Source organism: Bradyrhizobium retamae, assembly GCF_001440415.1.
Taxonomy (GTDB): Bacteria; Pseudomonadota; Alphaproteobacteria; order Rhizobiales; family Xanthobacteraceae; genus Bradyrhizobium; species Bradyrhizobium retamae.
The window spans coordinates 82,721-103,889 of the sequence record NZ_LLYA01000090.1; the positions used below are offsets into that span (position 1 = coordinate 82,721).

19 protein-coding genes are annotated in these 21,169 nt (G+C 63.0%); 8 read left to right on the plus strand and 11 right to left on the minus strand.

Annotated features, from left to right (window positions below; translation table 11 throughout):
• The 7 genes from CQ13_RS11315 to CQ13_RS42845 form a co-directional block, all read right to left on the minus strand.
• A complete protein-coding gene (locus CQ13_RS11315) occupies positions 1-2,235 on the minus strand; it encodes an ABC transporter permease (protein WP_057842978.1) in 2,235 nt (744 codons plus the stop codon).
• Positions 2,228-3,010, minus strand: a complete 783-nt coding sequence (locus tag CQ13_RS11320) for an ABC transporter ATP-binding protein (protein WP_057842979.1) — start codon at positions 3,008-3,010, stop codon at positions 2,228-2,230. The genes CQ13_RS11315 and CQ13_RS11320 overlap by 8 nt, the downstream gene beginning before the upstream one ends.
• The gene (locus CQ13_RS11325) at positions 3,003-4,085 is read right to left on the minus strand and encodes a branched-chain amino acid ABC transporter permease (protein WP_057842980.1); all 1,083 of its coding nucleotides are present in this window, start codon (positions 4,083-4,085) and stop codon (positions 3,003-3,005) included. Before CQ13_RS11325 ends, CQ13_RS11320 begins: the two co-directional genes overlap by 8 nt.
• 1 nt (position 4,086) lies before the next feature.
• A complete protein-coding gene (locus CQ13_RS11330) occupies positions 4,087-5,097 on the minus strand; it encodes a branched-chain amino acid ABC transporter permease (protein ID WP_057842981.1) in 1,011 nt (336 codons plus the stop codon).
• A gap of 129 nt (positions 5,098-5,226) precedes the next feature.
• Positions 5,227-6,054, minus strand: a complete 828-nt coding sequence (locus CQ13_RS11335; protein WP_057842982.1) for an AraC family transcriptional regulator — start codon at positions 6,052-6,054, stop codon at positions 5,227-5,229.
• A 150-nt stretch (positions 6,055-6,204) separates the two neighbouring features.
• Positions 6,205-7,455, minus strand: a complete 1,251-nt coding sequence (locus CQ13_RS11340) for an ABC transporter substrate-binding protein (protein ID WP_057842983.1) — start codon at positions 7,453-7,455, stop codon at positions 6,205-6,207.
• A gap of 280 nt (positions 7,456-7,735) precedes the next feature.
• Positions 7,736-7,894: a hypothetical protein gene (locus CQ13_RS42845; protein ID WP_156433623.1), complete on the minus strand. Its 159-nt coding sequence runs from the start codon at positions 7,892-7,894 to the stop codon at positions 7,736-7,738.
• Positions 7,895-7,927: 33 nt separating this feature from the next.
• Between CQ13_RS42845 and CQ13_RS11345 the strand changes: the two genes are divergently transcribed.
• Positions 7,928-8,695: an SDR family oxidoreductase gene (locus tag CQ13_RS11345; RefSeq protein WP_057842984.1), complete on the plus strand. Its 768-nt coding sequence runs from the start codon at positions 7,928-7,930 to the stop codon at positions 8,693-8,695.
• Positions 8,696-8,829: 134 nt separating this feature from the next.
• Here the strand turns inward: CQ13_RS11345 and CQ13_RS11350 are convergent, their stop codons facing one another.
• The 4 genes from CQ13_RS11350 to CQ13_RS11365 form a co-directional block, all read right to left on the minus strand.
• Positions 8,830-9,804 (minus strand): TRAP transporter substrate-binding protein, encoded by a 975-nt coding sequence (locus CQ13_RS11350; RefSeq protein WP_057842985.1) that lies wholly within the window; start codon positions 9,802-9,804, stop codon positions 8,830-8,832.
• A gap of 14 nt (positions 9,805-9,818) precedes the next feature.
• Entirely contained in the window at positions 9,819-11,126 is a 1,308-nt protein-coding gene (locus tag CQ13_RS11355; RefSeq protein ID WP_057842986.1) for a TRAP transporter large permease, read from the minus strand.
• A 1-nt stretch (position 11,127) separates the two neighbouring features.
• Positions 11,128-11,673 carry a TRAP transporter small permease gene (locus tag CQ13_RS11360; protein ID WP_057842987.1) on the minus strand — a complete coding sequence of 182 codons (546 nt, stop codon included), beginning with the start codon at positions 11,671-11,673 and terminating at the stop codon, positions 11,128-11,130.
• 268 nt (positions 11,674-11,941) lie between these two features.
• A complete protein-coding gene (locus tag CQ13_RS11365; protein ID WP_057842988.1) occupies positions 11,942-12,913 on the minus strand; it encodes a LysR substrate-binding domain-containing protein in 972 nt (323 codons plus the stop codon).
• A gap of 146 nt (positions 12,914-13,059) precedes the next feature.
• On the opposite strand from CQ13_RS11365, the gene CQ13_RS11370 reads away from it, so the two are divergent.
• The 7 genes from CQ13_RS11370 to cbbX all read left to right on the plus strand — a co-directional run bounded on the left by CQ13_RS11370 (position 13,060) and on the right by cbbX (position 21,133).
• Positions 13,060-14,097: a class 1 fructose-bisphosphatase gene (locus CQ13_RS11370; RefSeq protein WP_057842989.1), complete on the plus strand. Its 1,038-nt coding sequence runs from the start codon at positions 13,060-13,062 to the stop codon at positions 14,095-14,097.
• A gap of 12 nt (positions 14,098-14,109) precedes the next feature.
• A complete protein-coding gene (locus CQ13_RS11375) occupies positions 14,110-14,985 on the plus strand; it encodes a phosphoribulokinase (RefSeq protein WP_057843014.1) in 876 nt (291 codons plus the stop codon).
• A complete protein-coding gene (tkt, locus tag CQ13_RS11380; RefSeq protein ID WP_057842990.1) occupies positions 14,982-17,018 on the plus strand; it encodes a transketolase in 2,037 nt (678 codons plus the stop codon). Before CQ13_RS11375 ends, tkt begins: the two co-directional genes overlap by 4 nt.
• 33 nt (positions 17,019-17,051) lie before the next feature.
• Positions 17,052-18,137, plus strand: coding sequence for a class II fructose-bisphosphate aldolase (gene fba, locus CQ13_RS11385; protein WP_057842991.1), 1,086 nt, complete (start codon positions 17,052-17,054; stop codon positions 18,135-18,137).
• Positions 18,138-18,192: 55 nt separating this feature from the next.
• Positions 18,193-19,653 carry a form I ribulose bisphosphate carboxylase large subunit gene (locus CQ13_RS11390; protein WP_057843015.1) on the plus strand — a complete coding sequence of 487 codons (1,461 nt, stop codon included), beginning with the start codon at positions 18,193-18,195 and terminating at the stop codon, positions 19,651-19,653.
• A 12-nt stretch (positions 19,654-19,665) separates the two neighbouring features.
• Complete coding sequence (locus CQ13_RS11395; protein ID WP_057842992.1) at positions 19,666-20,085, plus strand: ribulose bisphosphate carboxylase small subunit; 420 nt, start codon at positions 19,666-19,668, stop codon at positions 20,083-20,085.
• Between the two features lie 133 nt (positions 20,086-20,218).
• The gene (cbbX, locus tag CQ13_RS11400) at positions 20,219-21,133 is read left to right on the plus strand and encodes a CbbX protein (RefSeq protein WP_245309135.1); all 915 of its coding nucleotides are present in this window, start codon (positions 20,219-20,221) and stop codon (positions 21,131-21,133) included.
• The last annotated feature ends 36 nt before the right edge of the window (positions 21,134-21,169 follow it).

Genomic DNA, 21,169 nt, shown 5'->3' on the forward strand with positions numbered 1-21,169 from the left:
TCACCTCGCGACTTTCCGACGTGTCCCCGGGCGTCCGACCAGAGGACGGAGCGCGTTGACGATGGCGGATGCAAATTCGGGTTCGTTGATGTGGCGCCTGATGCGGATGAGCTGGCGGTTGCCGGTCTGGCGCACGCTGCGTTCCAGCGCTGTAAACAGCGCCGCGTCGGCTTCCGGATCCCAGAACGGCTGGCCAGGGTCGTCGAGCGCGGAGACGCCGCCTTCCGGCAGGAAGAAGCGCACCGGCCCGTCCATCCGGTTCAGTCTTTCGCCGATCCAGCGCCCGATGCGGTCGTTCTCTTCCGGCGTGGTGCGCATCAAGGTCACCTGCGGATTGTGAACGTGGAATTTGCGCTGGCGGTAGCGTTCGGGAATGCTGTCGGGCGCGCCGAAATTGACCATGTCGAGCGCGCCGGCCGAGCCGATGAAGGGGACGCGGCTGCGGATGATCGCGCCAAAGCGGTCGTCGGTTGCCGGGAACATGCCGCCCATCAGGAGATCGCAGACTTCCGTCGTCGTGAGATCGACGACGGCCGCCAGCATTCCGGAATCGACCAGCTTTTCCATCGAGCGGCCGCCGACGCCGGTGGCGTGGAAGACGAGGCACTCGAAATCGCTGCGCAGATCGGCCGTAATCTTCTGCACGGCCGGTGTCGTCACGCCAAACATGGTGATGCCGACAGCGGGCAACGCAATCCGCGCGTTACGCTCGGCCGCGCCTTGATTTTCGAGACGCGCCTTCACCATGCCGGCGATGGCGTTGGCGCCGTTGGCGAGCACGGCACGCGAGATCGAGTTGAGGCCCTGCACGTCGGTGACCGAATACATCATCGTGATATCGGCGGGTCCGACATAAGGGCCGACGTCTCCCGATGCGACGGATGAGATGATGAGTTTCGGCACGCCGACGGGAAGGCCGCGCATGCCCGGCGCGACCAGCGAGGCGCCGCCGGAGCCGCCCGCCGAAATGATGCCTGCGACATTGCCCTGACGGCGCAGCCAATTGGCGAAGGCATCGGCCATCGCAGTCACCGACGCGCCGCGATCGGAGCCGAACACGCTCGACCCGCCGCGGCCATGGTTGAGCGCAATTTCCTGGGCAGAGACGTCGCAGGTGGAGAGCTTGCCGCTGGTGGACACGTCGATCAGGCGCGTCCGCAAACCGTGTCCGGCGATCACGTCGCGGATGAAGCGCAGCTCCTCGCCCTTGGTGTCGAGGGTGCCAACGACGAGAACGACCGGTGGCCCGGCCGCGGTTTGAACGACGGCACCGGCTTGGCGCTTCTGCCGTGCGGCGTCTTCAATCCGGTTGATGCCCGTCGAAAGCGTGCGCGCGGCTGCCTCGATGCGCGCAATCGGTGCCGGCTGCGACCAGCGCGTCGGCAGCGTGGGATTGGAGATATAGATCCGGATTGGCGCCGTGCTCGGGGCGCGCGGTGGGGAGGGGCGCGCCTTCTCCGCGCTTGCATCGGTGGCTTCAATATCCGTTTCCGGCTCGGCGTGGACACCAACGACTCCAACACCGAGTAGACGTTGTTGCAACTCGCGGTCGGCGGCAAGGCGCGCGGAGTCGATGATGCGATTGATGCGGCCATTGACCATGATCGCGACGTTCTTCGAAATCGCCGTGGCGACGCCGATATTCTGCTCGATCACCAGCACCGACATCTCGCCGTCTTCGGCAAGCCGCACCAGCATTTCCTCGACCTGGGCGACGATAACGGGCGCAAGGCCTTCGGTCGGCTCGTCCATGATGAGGAGATGCGGATTGGTCAGAAGCGCGCGCGAGATCGCCAGCATCTGCTGTTCGCCGCCCGAGAGCTGGGCGCCGCCATGGTCCTTGCGCTCGGCAAGGCGGGGAAATGTCTCGTAGATGCGATCGATGGTCCAGGCGCCGCGCCGCATCCCGGCCGCCAGCCGCAGATGTTCGTCCACGCTGAGCGACCGCCACAGCCGTCGCCCTTGCGGAACGTAGCCGACACCTGCTTGCGCGATCCGCGCCGGGCTGAAGCGGGTGATGTCTTCGCCGCGGACGCGAACCGAACCACCGCTCGCCCGCAGCAAGCCCATGATGGTCTTGCACAGCGTGGTCTTGCCCATGCCGTTGCGGCCGACTACCGAGAACACGCCGGAATCCAGCGTCAACTCGACGCCCTGCAGCGCATGGGAATGGCCGTAGTAAACGTCGAGGCCCCGGACTTCGAGGGCAGGCGGTGAACGGCGGAAATCACTCATGGCCGGCCCCCAGATAGAGTTCCTGCACCTCCGGGTCGGCTTCTATCTCGTGCGGCAGGCCTTCCTTGAAGACACGGCCGTTGTGCATCATCGTGACGCTTTCGACGACGCGAAGCGCGACATCCATGTCGTGCTCGATGATGATGTAGCCGATATGGGCCGGCAGCGACGTCAGGATATCGATCAGTTCGCGCCGTTCGGTGGGGGAGAGGCCCGCGGCCGGTTCGTCGAACAGGATGAAGCGCGGCGCGCCGGCGAGCGCGAGCGCGATCTCGAGCTGCCGCTGCTGGCCATGGGCGAGTTCCGCGACCCGCTGCTCCCTGACCGATGCCAGATGCACCGCCTGGATCAGCGCCTCTGTCGCATGCATGAGGGCATCGTTCGCTCCCGGGCGCAGCGGAGAAAACCGTCCGCGAGAAACGCCGCGGCAAGCGAGGTAGACGTTGTCCCTCACGGTAAGGCCGGGGAACAGTGCTGATATCTGGTACGTGCGGCGCAAGCCGCGCCTGATACGCTCATAGGGCGGGAAGTGGGTAATGTCCTCGCCGAAGAAGCGGATGGTGCCGGAGGACGGCGGAAAGTCCCCGGTCACGCAATTGAACAGCGTGGTCTTGCCGGCGCCGTTGGAGCCGAGCACGGCGCGGCGTTCGCCCGGGCGAACGGTGATGGTAACGTCGGTCAGCGCCGCGAGCGCGCCGAACAGCCGCGTCACGCCGCGCAGCTCCAGCGCAGCGCCGGCGCCGACAGTCGAGAAGCGTGGCGCGGCGCTAACCATGGCCGTGGCCTCCGCCCGCGCGTTTATCGACGGCCGCCGCGCCGCGGCGCCACCGCTCCCATAGCCCGATCACGCCATCCGATGACCAGAACACGATGGCGAGGAAGCCGAGGCCGATCAGCAGCCGGAAGCGGTTGCCGTCGAGCCCGAACTTGACCAATAGATCGAGCGCAAAGGTACGCAGGATGACGAAGATGAAGGCGCCGATGAAGGGCCCGATGGGGCGGGTGATGCCGCCGACCACGGCTATGATCAGGATGTCGATGCAGGCGCCGACGCTGACCGAGCCGGGCGAAATCTGCCGGTAGTTCCAGACCTGCAGGATGCCGCCGAGTGCGGCGATGAAGGCCGCAAACGCGTAGGCTGCCACACGGTGCGCGTTGACGTTAAAGCCGAGGGCGGCCATGCGGCGGGGATTGTCGCGCACGCCCTGCAGCGCGAGGCCGAAAGGCGCGCGCGAGACATATTGAACGGCGAAGTAGCAAAACGCCGCGACGCCCAGCGTGACGTAATAGAAGGGAATATCGGAGCGCCAGTCGATGCCCCAGAAGCGCGGCGTGGCGATGGTATTGATGCCGGTGTGGCCGCCGAAGATCGGCCAGTTCTGGTTGGTGAAATAGTAGAAGGCCGCGCCGATCGCGAGCGTGATCATGATGGTGTAGATGCCCTCGGTGCGCACCGCGAGCGCGCCACCGAGCGTGCCGAAGGCAGTGGCCAGAATGAGCGCCATCGGCGTTGCGAGCCACCACGGCCAGCCGAGGCTGATATTGGTGTTGGCGCTCATGCCGAACACCGCGACCATGTAGGCGGCAAAGCCGGCGACGGTGAGCTGCATCAGGCTGACCATGCCGCCATAGCCCGCCAGGAACATCAGGCTGAGCGCCACGGTCCCGAGGATCAGCGTCGTGGCAAAGATCTCGATCAGGAAGAAGCCATTGGCGATGAACGGCATGATCAAGAGGATCACGGCCACCAGCCAGACAGCCGGCTTGTTGAATTCCGGCCACGCCAACAACGCCGCGCGCAGTTTTGCCGGCTGACTGGTCTGAGGATGAGCGCCCTGGAGCAACGACATGTCAGCGCCTCGCAAGGAGGCCCTGCGGCCGCAGCGCCAGCACCAGCACCATGATGAGGAAGGTCACGACGATCGCATAAGTCGGGATGTAGACGGAGCCGAGCTGCTCGGCGAGGCCGATGATGACGGCGCCCAGCGCCGCGCCCGGGATCGATCCCATGCCGCCGACGATGACGACGACGAGGGAAGCCAGCAGAAAGCGGGTATCCTCGCCGGGCGAAAGCGACTGAAAGGTTCCGCCGACGACGCCCGCGATGCCGGCAAGCCCCGCGCCAAGCGCGAACACGGCAACGAAGACGAGCTGGATCGGCACGCCGGTCGCCGCGAGCATGTCGCGGTCATCGACGCCGGCGCGCACCATCATGCCGACGCGGGTTCGGTTGAGCGCCAGCCACATCGCGATGCCGATCACGATCGCCGCGACCAGGATCACGAGCCGCACCAGCGGATAACGCAAATAGACCGCCTCACCCGACGATTTGATCGCGGTAACCAGCGGCAATTCGATCGGACCGACCAGCCAGCTCGGCGTCTGGATCTGATAGAAGTCACCACCGAAGGCCCACAGCATCAGATCGGCAAACACGATCGAGAGACCGATCGTGACCATGGTCTGGCGCAGATCCTGCCCTTCCATGCGGCGGAAGACCGCGATCTGCAGGACGATGCCGACCAGCGCCACACCGAAAAATGCGATGATGAAGCCGAGGATCCAGGAACCGGTCCAGGCGCTGATGGCGTAACCGATGTAGCCGCCGAACAGATAAAGCGAGCCATGCGCCAGATTGACATTGCGCATCAGGCCGAAGATGAGCGTGAAGCCGCTGGCCACCAGGAAGTAAAGGCTGCCGAGCGTGATGCCGTTGAATAGGGCGTTGAGAAAGACCCGCTTCCTGCCGATCGCCTCTTCGAGGCCGGGCGGCCAGACGGCAAGGATCAGCCACAACAGCACCGCAACCGCGATCAGCAGGATCAGCGCCCATGCCGGATGGCGTTCGATGAATCGTATCACGGTAGCAGCCCGGCCGTCGCCATACCGTCCTCCCAGACGCCGCGGCCGTTTCGGCTCGCGTTTTGGGGCATCCTAACGGCGCCGCGGACCTTGCACTTGATTGTCAGTATCTTTTCGCACCAGGTGCGCTCAGGGGTGCAAGACTTTGGCGGCGCGGCGGTATTCAGTCGGCGCCATCCCGACATTGGCCGCGAAGAAGCGGGTGAAACCGCTCTGGGAGGAGAAGCCGAGATCGAAGCCGATATCGGCGATCGGCACTTCGGTCGCTACCAGAGCGTCCAGCGCCTGTTCCATGATCAGTGTATTGAGATAGAGATTTGGCGTAACGCCGGTCTGGGTGCGGAACAGCCGGTAGAAGTGCGGGCGCGACAGCCCGGAGGCCCGCGCGATCGAATCCAGCTCGATCTCGGCGCCCGGGCTTTCCGACATCAGCTTGATGGATTTGCGGACGCGAAAGTCGGTGACGGCGGTGGCGGTGCGTGTCTCCTGCACCGGCTCGGACGTCTGCCAGCTTTCGTCATAACAACTGTCGATCAACTGCCTGAGTTCGCAATCGAGGCTGCTCAACGAAGGCGCGCCGCACACCAGCGCGGCAGAGCGGCGAATATGCCTGTCGAGCGTGGCCGTACGCTTGAAGCAGGTGCGGCCGAATCGCAGGCTGTGGCCGCGGGCCGCATCGGGGGCGAACCATTCGGCGTTAACGTAAAGCACGAAGAAGATCGCCCCGTTCTCCATGTCCGTTGGGACAAAGTTGTGCGGTTCCCAAGGGTTGACGGCAACGATGGAGTCTTCCGCAAGCAACCATCGCTCGTCGCACACGTCGATGCGCGCTGGCGTTCCACCGACATGAAAAATCAGGTGCCCTTCGCGATGCGCGTGCATGTTGAAGGGGCGGTTCAACTGATAGACCGTCGCGCGACCGAACCGGCCGTGGAAGACGGCGAGAGCCTTGCTCATGCCTTCCCTCCCGCGGGATGTTCTTGTCTTTTCAACGAGCGTTCAACATCCGCCGCGAGAATGCAAGGGAAGATCAAGGGAAGATCAAGGGAAGATCACGTCCAGCGCGGGCCCCGGCGTACCCGGGGCCCGTTCGCAAATGCGAAGAACTCAGTACTTCTTGCACTCCGGAACCGTTCGGCTCGGCACCCCGATCTTGGAGAATACCGCCGGATCGTAGCCCAGCGTCTGGTTCACGTTCGGAATGACCTTCACCACCTTGCTGAACAACGCGCCCTTGCCGTCGTCCACCACCTCGGTGACGAAGTTGGTTCCGATGGCCTGGCGGTTGGAGTCGAGCTTGATCTTGCCGTTGGGCGCGTCGAGCTCGATCTTGGCGAGGGCTTCCTTGAGCTTGGCCTGGTTGTTGCTGAGGTCGCCATTGGCCTGACGCAGTGCGAGGATCAGCGCCATCGTCGAGTTGTAGTAGTTGGTGGCGAGCAGCGACGGGCTCGGGAACCGCTTGTTCGGCGGGAAGGCATCCTGATAGGCCTTCACGAATTTCTGCCAGCCCGCATCCTCCCACGTATCGGCCTGGCCACTCGCCGCGATGGTGCCGATCAGCGCATTCTTGGCGTTGCCCTTGGCGGAGAGGATGGTCTGGTCGACCATGATCGAGCCGCCCATCAGATGCGCCTTGCCGCCAGCCTGCTGATACTGGTTCAGGAAGTTGACGGCATCGGCGCCGCCAAGGCCGAGATAGATCGCGTCGACGTCGTCGGGCAGGGCGGCAATAACGGAGGCAAAGTCCTTCGTACCTAGCGGCACCCATTGCCGGTTGGTGACCTGTCCGCCGGCGCCGCAGAACTCCAGCACAAGTCCGAACACCTGGGTGTAGATGAACGAATAGTCGTCGCCCACCGTTGCGATCTTTCGGTAACCCTTGGTTTCGTAAGCGTATTTGCCGAGGCCCACCTGCCACTGGGCGCCGTCCATGTTGTAGCGGAAGAAGTTCGGCGCCGGATCGACATAAGTGGTTTCCTGCGCGCCGGAAGCGGCATTCACAAAGGTCAGCTCGGGGCGCGTCTTGGCAAAATTCTTGACCGCGATGCCTTCGTCTCCGGACAAGGGCGAGAGCAGGATCTGGACCTTGTCCTGTTCGATCAGCTTGCGCACGGCGCGGACGGCGGAGTCCGGCGTGGCATCCGTCGAAGCGATGATGAACTCGATTTCCTTGTCGCCGACCTTCTTGCCGAGCGTGTTAATCGCCGTTTGGTGCCCGCGGATTCCGTCCTCGCCGAGCACCGTATAGGTGCCTTCGAGGGTCGCGGTGACGCCAACCTTGATCTTCTCTTGAGCTAAGGCGGCGCCGGAAAGCAACAGGCTGCTCAGCGCGACCAGTCCCGCACAGCTTTTAAACATCGAACCCCTCCCTTGTATCGCCAGTTTTTGTATAGGTCGTTCCGTAATCGTCATGCCCTTCACAATGCATTGCGACCGGGACCGCCGGGAGAAAACTAGCCGATGACTGGGGCGACGCGCGCAGCTTCGCCTGCTGCAACTTGACCGGTAGTCTCATTTTGCATGCTGCGCCGCGACGAGATTTGCGGCGATTCAGGGCGCAAGGTCACTGGCAGGTTTGAAGACGGCTGTGAGAACGCACGAGGCCTTATCGAGTCGAGGCTGGCGAAGCCGGCGGAGCCTAGCCGGCCCGCCCCCAGCCACGGAGCCAAAGCGCAGATGCGACGATGCCCCCGGAAACGATCGATCCCGCGGCAACGGCAACGTCGCCGGTACGCTCGCCATCCCGGATGATCTGCCGTTTTAGCTTGACCGCGGTGTGCGGTATTTCTACGTCCATCCGACCCACCTGCACGCATGGAGAAGGTCCGCCGTGGCATTTGAACTGTTCAATCTGGCCGGCAAACGAGCGCTCGTCACAGGATCATCCCAGGGGATCGGCCTCGCCATCGCGCGAGGGCTCGCCGAGCATGGCGCCTCCGTGGTGCTGAATGGACGGGAGCGCAGCAAGCTTGAAGCCGCCGCCGCGAGCTTGATCGCAGCCGGGCACAAGGTTGCGGTCGCCGGTTTCGATGTCACCGTCGCCGAGGATGTCCGCGAAGGCGTTGCCACGATCGAGCGGACGTTCGGAGTAATCGATATTCTCGTCAACAACGCCGGCATGCAGTTTCGCGCGCCGCTTGAGGATTTTCCGGCGGAGAAGTGGGAGCAATTGCTCAGGACCAATGTCTCGAGCGCCTTCTACGTCGGCCAGGCTGTCGCGCGCCACATGATCCCGCGCGGAAAGGGCAAGATCATCAACATCGCGTCGGTTCAGAGCGAGTTGGCCCGCCCGGGCATTGCCCCGTACACCGCCACCAAGGGGGCGATCAAGAACCTGACGCGCGGCATGTGCGCCGATTGGGCCAGGCACGGGCTGCAGATCAATGCCATCGCGCCGGGTTACTTCAAGACCCCGCTCAATCAAGCGCTGGTCGACGATCCCCAGTTTTCAGCGTGGCTGGAGAAGCGGACGCCGGCCTCGCGCTGGGGCAACGTGGACGAACTGATCGGCGCCGCCGTCTTTCTGTCGGGAGATGCCTCGTCCTTCGTCAACGGGCATACGCTCTACGTCGACGGCGGCATCACGACCTGTCTATAACTGTTGGACGCAAGCGTGGCCAAAAACTGCGGCGGCTCCGGCGGCTGCGGCATTCGGGTAAGCGGGCCTCGTCCGCGAAATGGCAGCGTCCGGCAATCAACGCCGGACGCTGCGAGCGCGCGATAATTCTGGCCTTACTTCTTGTAGGCGGCGATCACGGCTTCACCATCGGCACCCGTCTTCTTGAGCCAATCGGCCGTCAACTGCTCGCCGATCTTCTCGAGGCCGGACTTCAGCGCCGGAGGTGGCGGCAGCACTTTCATCTTGTTGGCCTGAAGCTGTTCGAGATACCACTTCGCCTTTTCCTCCGCGAGCTTCCAGCCGCGCTCTTCGGCGACCGCCGCTGCCTTCACGATCGCGTCCTGCGTCGGCTTGTCGAGCGCGTCGAAAGCGGCCTTGTTCACGAAGGTGACGTTCTTCGGGATCCAGGCCTGCGTATCGTAAAAATGCGTCATGGTTTCCCAGGACTTGCTGTCGTAGCCAGTGGAGCCCGAGGTCATGAACGCGTTTACGACGCCGGTGGCCAGCGCCTGCGGCAGTTCCGCCGCCTGGATGGTGACGGGCTGCGCGCCGACAAGTTCGGCGATGCGCGAGGTGCCGACGTTATAGGCGCGCCACTTCAAGCCTTTCATATCCTCGATCGTGTTGAGGTCCTTCTTGGCATAAATGCCCTGCGGACCCCACGGCACCGCGAACAGAAGCATCAGTCCTTGCGAGGCGAGCTTCTTTTCGATGGCGGGTTTCGAGGCGAGCCACAGCTTCTTGGCTGCCGGATAGCTCGTCGCCAGGAAGGGGATCACGTCGATGCCGAACATCGGATCTTCGTTCTCATGAAGCGAAATCAGAACCTCGCCCGCTTGCGCCTGGCCGGTTGCGACCGCGCGCTTGATTTCCGGCGCCTTGAACAGCGACGCGGCAGGGTGCACGGTGATCTGCAGCTTGTTGCCGGTGGCATCGGCAACATCCTTGGCGAACGCGATCAGATTCACCGAATGCGGATTGTCCGCCGGATAGGCCGCCGGAAGATTCCATTTTGTCTGCGCAATTGCTGGAACGGCAAGCGCCGCGACGCAGGCGGCCAATGCGCACGTCTTTATAAGTCTGAACATGACAATACCTTTCTCTAGCCAGGGAACGCGATCCGCGGCAGCAGCATCACGATATCAGGAAAGACCGTGATGATGGCAACCGCCAGAACGAGCAAAAAGAAGAACGGCAGGGCCGCCTTGGCGACCGTATTGGAATCCTTGCCGCTCATGGTCTGCAGGACGAACAGATTGAAGCCGACCGGCGGAGACACTTCCGCCATTTCCACCACCAATATGAGGAAAATGCCGAACCACACGAGATCGAAGCCGGCCTGCTTCACCATCGGAATGACGATGGCGGTCGTCAGCACGATCATGGAAATGCCGTCGAGTGCCGCGCCGAGCACGACGTACATGACCGTCAGCGCCGCGATCAGCGCATAGGGGCTGAGCTCGAGGCCGTTCACCCAGTTCGCGAGCGCCAACGGGATGCCGGTATAGGCCATCGACGTGCCCATGTAGGAGGCGCCCGCCAGGATCAGCAGGATCATGCAATTGACCCGCGTCGCGCCCATGACGCTCGCCCAGAACGATTGCCAGGTCAGCGCGCCCTGCCACCATGCAATCGCCAGCGACCCCAACACGCCCCAGGCCGCGCATTCGGTCGCCGTCGCCCAGCCCATCAAGAGCGACAGGAAGACGAAAGCGATCAGCAGCAGGCAAGGAATGAGATTGAGCGACTCGGCAATGCGCCTGCGAAAGCTCATGGACGGTTCGGCCGGCGGCGTGTTTTTCGGATTGGCGAGCGACCAAATCGCGATGTAGCCGGAATAGAGCGCCATCACCAACATGCCCGGCAGAAACCCGGCGAGAAAAACCTGAATGATGGAGACGTTCGCCTGCACGGCGTAGACCACCATCGTGATCGACGGCGGGATGAGAATGCCGAGCGTGCCCGCACCGGCCAGTGAGCCGAGGCTCAAGCCTTCGTCATAGCCGCGCTTCTTCAATTCGGGCAGGGCGATCTTGGCAACCGTGGCGCAGGTCGCGGCTGATGATCCCGACACCGAACCGAATACCCCGCAGGCGAGCACATTGACGTGCATGAGCCGGCCCGGCAGCCAGTTCAGCCACGGCGCAAACCCGCGGAACATTTCCTCCGACAGGCGCGTGCGGAACAGAATTTCGCCCATCCAGATGAAGAGCGGCAGCGCGGCGAGCGACCAGGATGCGCTGTTGCCCCACACCGTCGTCGCCAGCACGCTGCCCGCCGGAATGCCACCGGCGGCGAATTGCATGCCGGCCCATCCTGTCGCCATCAGGGCGACGGCGATCCAGACGCCGGCGCCGAGCAGCAGCGCCAGGAATCCGAGCAAGATGGCGGCGATGGAAAGCAGCTCCATCTCAGACCCCGCTCTGCATGGCACGCTCGACGATTTCCTTGGCGCTCTGCGGTTTCGGTAATTCGTAGCGCGGCGCAAAGCCGCGCAGCACATGGATCAACTCATCCACGAAGGCGATGAAAAGAACCGCGAGGCCGCCGCTATAGCCGAGCTGCGGAATCCACAACGGCACCGCGATGACGCCTTGCGAAATATCGGAAAATTTCCACGACTGCCAGGTCATGATCACGGCATGCCAGGCGAAGAAGCCGATGAAGCCGACACCGATCAGGAGGGCTGCGATCTCGACATAATGGCGCACATTATCGTTGAGGCGGTCGATCAACAGGCCGACACGGATCATCTCGCCGTGCTTGAACGTATGCGCGAGCCCGAGGAAAGCGGTCGCCGCCATGCACCAGGAGATGAAATCGTCGCCCGCCGGAATATTGATGCCAAACGGCCGGCCGCCCGACAGCAGCAGCATCAGGACAAAAATCGCAATGAGGAAAAGTCCGGCAAGATAGCCGGAGAAAAGGTAGAGCCGATCGAGAAACACGCGGATCATAATAAGTCCTTACCCCCTCGCACGCATATTGCCGGGAAGCAATAGACGTACCATTTTCGGTCATTCCTTCTGAAAGGGCCTGTCGATCCGCGTCCCGCCAACGCGACCGAAATCAGCCTTCTAAGGGGATAGGTTTTCGGAGTTGTTGGGGACAGTCAAGGCGGGGCGAGGCAAATCCTGCGACTCTTTCTGCGGATACCGTTCCGATCGCGGCCGGACCTTGGCTCTAGTCCTTTTCTCGTGCCAAGCGAGGTGAAAGAAGAGCGCGTCAGCCGCGCCTGGCACGGCCTGACGGCCGGGTGAGCCGCAGCCTATGATGGGTGCGGGGTAGAAACTGCTTGCCCTTGGCGCTGAGGAAATCGAGCATCGCCTGCGCCGGCGGCAGCAACACCTTGTCCTTGCGTGCAAGCGCGAACCACTGCCGCACGATCGGCAGGCCATCGACGTCCAGGGTGACCAGGCGCCGTTCGTCGAGCTCGGTCGCGACCGTGTGCGCAGAGAGGAAGGCGATGCCCAGGCCTGCGATTACCGCCTGCTTGATGGTTTCGTTGCTGCTCATGGCGAGGCCGATCTTGGGGCGGATGCCCGACGTCTCGAACAATTGCTCCATCAACCCGCGCGTTCCGGATCCCGGCTCGCGCGTCAGGAAGGTTTCGCCGACGAGCTCGCGCAGCGCGACGCGGGTTTTTCGTGCCAGCCGATGCGCGGTCGGCGCGATGATGACGTGGGGATGATCGCCGATCAGGTGGACGTTCATGTCGATATCGGCGGGCGGGCGGCCCATGATCGCGAAGTCGAGATCGTAGCCGCGTAGCGCCTCGCCTATCTCCTGGCGGTTGCCGATCGAGAGCGTGATTTCGACGTCCGGATAGAGCTTCGAGAATCCGGAGATCATGAACGGCACGAAATATTTCGCGGTCGAGACCGCGCCGATCGAGATGCGGCCCGCGGTCTTTCCCGCCATCATCTCCAACGTGGTCTCGCAGTCGGTGATCGCCGCCTCGATCCGCTCGGCGAGCGCCAATACCTCCCGCCCGGCATCCGTCAGCAGCATGCCGTCGCCGGTGCGCTGGATCAGCGGCAATCCTGCGACCGCCTGCAGGTTGCGTAGCTGCAACGTCACCGCGGGCTGCGTCAGGTATAGCTGCTTCGACGCGGCGGTAACCGACCGGTGCTTCTGAACGGCGGCCAGCGCGCGCAATTGGCGGATGGTCAATTCGCGCAACAACCGGCCGGCCATGGGCACGTCTCCATTATAATAAAAACTTTGCTCAGGCCAAAGATAACAAAATTTCCCTAATTCGGCAAACTGCGCTTGCTTAAGAGCGCGGGTCGCCAATCGGCGGACGCTTCGACAGCGCCGAGAGAGCGCACCGGGAGACGGCCATGGACGAACGCGTGACGCTGCGTTCACATCTCGAGAAGCCTGTTGCGCAGATCCCGTATGGCGCGGCGGTCGGTGCGGTGATCGAGGCCATTGCCGCCGCGGCAATCGAACTCGCCGCGCTGATTGCGAATGGGCCGCTCGCTGATATCACCGGGCAGGATGGCGGCATTAACTCCGACGGCGATCGGCAGAAAGACATCGACATCGTCGCCGACGAGATGATGCGCCGCGCGCTGCGCGGCGCGCCGGTGGCGGCGGTCCTTTCCGAGGAAGCGGCGCTGCCGGAAACCTTGCGGCCCGAGGCGCACCTCTGTGTTGCGATCGATCCGCTCGACGGATCGGCCAATCTCGAAAACAACATCTCGATCGGCACCATCTTTTCGATCCGCCCGAGAGGCAACGACATCCTTTCGACTTTCTTTGAGCCCGGCACGGCGCAATGCGCGGCAGGCTTTTTCGTCTACGGTCCACAAACCACGCTCGTCCTCGCGCTCAACGCCCGTGTCGATATCTTCATTCTCGACAGGCGCGCGGGAGAATTTCTGCTGATCCGGAAGGCCGTGCAGGTCGCACGCGATACGCCGGAGTTCGCCATCAACGCGTCCAATCGCCGGCACTGGCATGGTCCCGTTCGCGCCTACATCGATGAATGTCTCGCCGGTAGCAGCGGTGGCGGCGAGGCGGATTTCAACATGCGCTGGATCGGTTCGCTGGTTGCGGAATCGTTTCGCATTCTGGCGCGCGGCGGCGTGTTTCTCTATCCGGCCGATGCCCGCCCCAGCTATCGCGAAGGGAGGGTTCGCCTGCTGTACGAAGCCCATCCGATGGCGCTGGTAATGGAATGGGCGGGCGGCGCGGCCTCGACCGGACGGCGGCGAATTCTGGAGCTTGGCGCGAGAACGCCGCACCAGCGGGTGCCGCTGATCATGGGTTCTATGCGTGGCGTGCGCGACATCGCTGCCATTCACGAAAGAATCGAGCCGATGTTCGACAATAGCGATGCGCCGCTGTTCGCGCGGCGCGGCCTGTTCCGCTGACGGGGCATCATGATGTCACGGGCTCATCCCATCATATCGATTACGGGTTCGTCGGGCGCCGGCACCACGTCGGTGAAGAAGACGTTCGAGCAGATCTTCCGCCGCGAAAAGGTGGTTGCGGCCTACATCGAAGGCGATGCCTTCCATCGCTACAATCGTTTCGAGATGCGCACCAAAATGCTGGAGGAGGCCGAGCGCGGCAACAAGCATTTCAGCCATTTCAGTCCGGAAACCAATTTGTTCGAAGAGCTCGAAAAAGTGTTTCGCGACTACGGTGAATCCGGCACCGGAATGACGCGTCATTACGTCCACGACGACGAAGAGGCGAAGCTGTACGGCGCCAAACCGGGAACATTCACCGAATGGGACCAACTGCCGGCAGGCTCCGACCTGCTGTTTTACGAAGGGTTGCACGGCGCGGTCGTGACGGAGAAGGTTAACGTGGCGCAGCATGCCGATCTCAAGATCGGCGTCGTGCCGGTGATCAACCTGGAATGGATCCAGAAGTTGCATCGCGATCGTCGCGACCGCGGCTATACCGCTGAGGCGGTGACCGACACCATCCTGCGGCGAATGCCGGATTACGTGAACTACATCTGTCCGCAGTTCGCCGAGACCGACATCAATTTCCAGCGCGTGCCGACCGTCGATACGTCGAACCCGTTCATCGCGCGATGGATTCCGACGCCCGATGAATCGATGGTGGTGATCCGTCTCAAGAATCCGCGCGGCATCGATTTTCCCTATCTGCTGTCGATGATTCCGCACAGCTTCATGTCGCGCGCCAATTCGATCGTGATCCACGGGGCAAAGCTCGACCTGGCGATGCAGCTCATCCTCACCCCACTGATCCTGCAACTGATGGAACGCAAGAGGCGCACGATATGAACGCTCCCGCTCTGTCCCGCATAGCCAGCCGCCCGGATCTGTCACACGCAGAGATGGCCAATGCGATCCGCTTCCTGGCGATCGACGCCGTTGAAAAGGCGAAGTCCGGTCATCCGGGCATGCCGATGGGCATGGCTGACGTCGCGGCCGTCCTGTTTTCGCGCTTCCTCAAATTCGATCCCTCGGACCCGGCGTGGCCGGATCGCGACCGCTTCGTGTTGTCGGCCGGCCATGGCTCGATGCTGCTGTATGCGGTTCTGCACCTGACGGGATACGAAGGCATGACGCTGAACGAACTCAGGGCCTTCCGCCAATGGGGGTCGAAGACACCGGGACACCCCGAGTATGGCCATACGGCGGGCGTCGAGACGACCACCGGACCTCTCGGGCAGGGCATTGCCACGGCCGTCGGTATGGCGCTGGCCGAGCGGCTGATGAACGCCCGCTTCGGCGACGACTGCGTCGATCATTTCACCTACGTAATCGCGGGCGACGGTTGCCTGATGGAGGGGATCAGCCACGAGGCGATCTCGCTGGCCGGGCATCTCAGGCTCAATCGTCTGATCGTGCTGTTCGATGACAACGAAATCTCGATCGACGGCGCCACGTCGCTGTCATGTTCGGATGATCAGCTCGCACGGTTCAAGGCGGCGGGGTGGTCGGCCAGCCGAATCGACGGCCACGATCCCGAAGCGATCGCGGCCGCGATCGAGCGGGCGCGCAACAGCGACCGGCCGTCACTGATTGCCTGCCGCACCATCATCGGCTTCGGCGCGCCGAACCGTCAGGGAACCGAGAAGGTCCATGGCGCGCCGCTGGGTGGCGAAGAAGCCGCCAAAGCCCGCGATGCGCTGAACTGGCCGCACGCGCCGTTCGAGATCCCGGAAGCCGTGCTTGCGCAGTGGCGTCAAGCAGGCCGCCGCGGGCATGCCGCGCGCCGCTGCTGGATCGAACGGACCAAGCGTCTGAGTTCGGATTCCCGTTCGCCATTCCACGATGCGCTGAATCGCAACCTGCCGTGCAGCTATGCGCAAGCAATGACAAAGCTGCGCGATGACTTCGCGAATGAGCGACCGAATATTGCCACCCGGCAGGCGTCGCAGCGCGTGATCGATGCAATCGCCGAGGCACTGCCCAATCTGCTCGGTGGTTCGGCGGATCTCACGCATTCCAACCTGACGCGGGCCAGGACCCAGCGGCCGGTACAGCCTGGCTCCTTTGCAGGCAGCTATATTCACTATGGCGTCCGCGAGCACGCCATGGCGGCGGCGATGAACGGCATCGCGCTGCATGGCGGCTTCATCCCCTATGGCGGTACGTTCCTCAGCTTTGCCGATTACAGCCGTCCGGCGATCCGGCTGGCGGCGCTGATGAACGTTCGCGTCATCCATGTGATGACGCACGACTCCATCGGACTGGGCGAGGATGGCCCCACTCATCAGCCGGTCGAACATCTGACATCGCTTCGGGCGATCCCCAATCTGCTGGTGTTCCGACCGGGTGATGCCATCGAGACCGCCGAGGCGTGGGACTGCGCGCTACGGGCGCAGGCCAGTCCGTCCGTGCTGTGTCTGTCGCGGCAAGCGCTGCCTGGCTTCCGCGAAGGCGGTAGTGACAATCTGGTCGCGCACGGCGCCTATGTCGTCGTTGAACCGGCGGGCGGACGCGACGTCACGCTGATCGCGACCGGATCGGAAGTCTCGATCGTCATCGAGGCTGCGAAGACGCTCGCAAAGGATGATGTCCGCGCGGCCGTCGTCTCAGCCCCGTGCTTCGAGCTGTTTCGTCAGCAGTCGCACGAGTACCGGGCGGAGGTCCTAGGAGACGCCCCGCGGATCGGGGTCGAAGCCGCGATCGAGGGCGACTGGGCGCGCTGGCTCGGCGACGGCGGCGAATTCGTCGGTATGACCGGCTTTGGCGCATCAGCGCCGGCGGAAACGCTCTATCGCGAATTCGGCATTACCGCGAGTGCCGTCGCCATGGCGGCGATGCGCTGCATCGCGCGGTCAAGGATGGCGGCAACCTGGGCATGACGATCACACGAGAGCAATGAGACGGAGACTCCGATGGCGCTGATAACGCTGAGGCAATTGCTGGATCATGCCGCCGAGCGTGGCTATGGCGTGCCGGCATTCAACATCAACAACATGGAGCAGGGCCTTGCGATCATGGAAGCGGCCGCTGCCGTCGATGCGCCGGTCATCATCCAGGCCTCGCGGGGCGCGCGGTCTTACGCCAACGATATCATGCTGGCGAAGATGATCGATGCGCTGGAAGAGATGTATCCGCAGATCCCGCTCTGCCTGCACCAGGATCACGGCAACGAGGAAGCGACCTGCGCCACCGCGCTGCAGCACGGCTTCACTTCGGTGATGATGGACGGCTCGCTGATGGCCGATGCCAAGACCCCGGCGAGTTACCAGTACAACGTCGACATCACCCGCCGCGTGGTTGACATGGCGCACTGGATCGGCGCCTCGGTCGAAGGCGAACTGGGCGTGCTCGGCTCGCTGGAGCATGGCGGCGGCGAGCAGGAGGACGGCCATGGCGTCGAAGGCGAGGTCAGCCACGACCAGTTGCTGACCGATCCGGATCAGGCGGTCGACTTCGTTCGCGCCACCAGGGTCGATGCGCTGGCGATTGCGATGGGGACCTCGCATGGCGCCTACAAATTCTCGCGCAAGCCGGACGGTGACATTCTTGCCATGAGGGTGGTCGAGGAAATCCATCACCGGCTGCCCAACACGCATCTGGTGATGCACGGCTCGTCCTCGGTGCCGCAGCCGCTGCAGGACGCATTCAACCAGTTCGGCGGCGAGATGCCGCAGACCTGGGGCGTGCCGGTCGAGGAAATCGTCCGCGGCATCAAGCACGGTGTCCGAAAAGTCAATATCGATACCGACTGCCGGTTGGCGATGACCGCGGCGTTCCGCAAGGTCGCAACGCAGAGCCGGAGCGAGTTCGACCCGCGCAAATTTCTGAAACCGGCGATGGATGGCTTGCGCGATCTTTGCCGCGAGCGCTTCGAGCAATTCGGCACGGCGGGGCATGCGTCCCACATCAAGGCCATCCCATTGGCCGAGATGGCGCGACGCTACCGTTCGGGTGCACTCGATCCACAAATCGGAGGAATAGCCGATGCCGCCGAATGAGCTGACGACGCGTTCGATCCCCGGCCAACCCCGCACACTATCCCAGGAGAGCGATATGAACATGCACTCGATGACTGTCCGCGGCAAGGATCGCTATAAATCCGGTGTCCTCGAATACAGAAAGATGGGCTATTGGGAGCCCGACTACGAGCCCAAGGACACCGACATCATCGCGCTGTTCCGCGTCACGCCGCAGGACGGGGTCGATCCGATCGAGGCGTCGGCGGCGGTCGCCGGCGAATCCTCGACCGCGACCTGGACCGTGGTGTGGACCGACCGGTTGACGGCGGCGGAGAAATACCGCGCCAAATGTTTCCGCGTCGATCCCGTGCCGAATTCGCCGGGGCAGTATTTTGCCTATATCGCCTACGATCTCGACCTGTTCGAGCCCGGATCGATCGCCAATCTGTCGGCCTCGATCATCGGCAACGTGTTCGGCTTCAAGCCGCTGAAGGCATTGCGGCTCGAGGACATGCGGCTGCCGGTGGCCTACGTGAAGACGTTCCAGGGGCCTGCGACAGGCATCGTGGTCGAGCGCGAGCGCATGGACAAGTTTGGCCGGCCGCTGCTCGGCGCCACGGTGAAGCCGAAGCTCGGTCTATCCGGGCGCAACTACGGGCGCGTGGTGTATGAGGCCCTGAAGGGCGGGCTCGACTTCACCAAGGACGACGAGAACATCAACTCGCAGCCGTTCATGCATTGGCGCGAGCGGTTTCTCTATTGCATGGAGGCCGTCAACAAGGCGCAGGCAGCGACCGGCGAGATCAAGGGCACCTATCTCAACGTCACCGCCGGCACGATGGAGGACATGTACGAGCGCGCTGAGTTTGCCAAGGAGCTCGGCTCGGTCATCATCATGATCGATCTGGTGATCGGCTACACCGCGATCCAGTCGATGGCCAAATGGGCGCGCCGCAATGATATGATCCTGCATCTGCATCGTGCCGGGCATTCCACCTATACGCGGCAGCGCAATCACGGGGTCTCGTTCCGGGTGATCGCGAAATGGATGCGGCTCGCGGGCGTCGATCATATCCATGCCGGCACCGTGGTCGGCAAGCTCGAAGGCGATCCGGCGACCACGCGCGGCTACTACGATATCTGCCGCGAAGACTACAATCCGATTCGGTTGGAGCACGGCGTGTTCTTCGACCAGCATTGGGCGAGCCTCAACAAGCTGATGCCGGTCGCATCCGGCGGCATTCACGCCGGGCAGATGCATCAACTGCTCGATCATCTCGGCGAAGACGTCATCCTGCAGTTTGGCGGCGGCACGATCGGTCATCCGATGGGCATCCAGGCCGGCGCGACCGCCAACCGTGTAGCGCTGGAAGCTATGATTCTCGCGCGCAATGAAGGCCGCGACTATCTGCACGAGGGCCCTGAGATTCTCGCCAAGGCCGCAGAGACCTGCACGCCGCTGAAATCGGCGCTGGAGGTCTGGAAGGACGTCACCTTCAACTACGAATCGACCGACATGCCCGACTACGTCCCCACGCCCTCTGTCGCAATGTAAGGAGCGGAAATCATGCGCGTTACCCAAGGCTGCTTCTCGTTTCTGCCCGATCTCACCGACGAGCAGATCTCGCGCCAGGTGCAGTATTGCCTGGAGAATGGCTGGGCGGTGAACATCGAATTTACCGACGACCCGCACCCCCGCAACAATCTCTGGGAGATGTGGGGATTACCGATGTTCGACCTCCGCGACGCCGCCGGCGTGATGATGGAGCTCAACCAATGCCGCAAGGTATATGGTAACAGCTACATCCGCCTGTCGGCGTTCGATTCCAGTCACGGCTGGGAATCGGTCCGGCTGTCCTTCATCGTCAACCGACCGAAGGAGGAACCCGGCTTCCGGCTCGAGCGGCATGAAGTTGCCGGCCGCAACATCCGCTATACGACCAGATCATACGCCGCCGACCGTCCGGAGGGCAGGCGCTACGGTTAGTCACTGGTTCGGTCCGACAGACGAGTTCTCCCTGATCGTGCCTTTGTCTGCCGGATGCACTGCTCCGTCGCTGTGGAAAGCGGCGACGGAGTTTTTTCATACCGCGCATGCATTGGGTCGAGGTTTTTGCCAGATGGACATGGATACCGCCGACATGACGGACACGGTCAACCTCCGCGAGGAGCTCGAAGCCGTCGGCATTGAGGAAATCCTCACGCAGCTCGACCGCGAGTTGATCGGACTCGTGCCCGTCAAAACCCGTATCCGCGAAATCGCATCGCTCTTGCTGATCGAACGTATCCGCAAGCGGCTTAATCTGACGTCGGAGGTGCCGACATTGCATATGTCGTTCACCGGCAATCCTGGCACCGGCAAGACCACCGTGGCGCTGCGGATCGCGAGCATTCTCCACAGGCTCGGTTTCGTGCGTCGTGGCCAGGTAGTGTCGGTTACCCGCGATGAGCTGGTTGGACAATATATCGGCCACACCGCGCCCAAGACCAAGGAGGTGCTGAAGAAGGCGATGGGCGGCGTGCTTTTCATCGACGAAGCCTATTATCTCCACCGGCCCGACAACGAACGCGATTACGGTCAGGAAGCGATCGAGATACTGCTGCAGGTGATGGAATCCCAGCGCGAGGATCTGGTGGTGATTCTCGCCGGCTACGGCGATCGAATGGATAAATTCTTCGCCAGCAATCCCGGCTTCCGCTCCCGCATCGCCCATCACATCGATTTTCCGGACTATTCCGAGCCCGAATTGCTTGCCATCGCCGAGCTGATACTACGCGACATGAACTACAAATTCAGCGCCGACGCGCGTGAAGCGTTCATCCGCTACATCACGCTGCGCAAGACCCAGCCGCTGTTCTCCAACGCGCGCTCCATCCGAAACGCGCTCGACCGCATGCGGCTGCGCCAGGCCAATCGTCTCGTCGCCGATCTCGATCGTGTGCTGACGGCTGACGACATCATGTCGCTGGAGGCGTCAGACGTGCTCGCCAGCCGGGTCTTTCTGAAGGACAAGCCGACGGCTGGTTCCGCGTGAAGCGAGCTTTCGGTCGCCAGCCAGCGATCGGTCGGC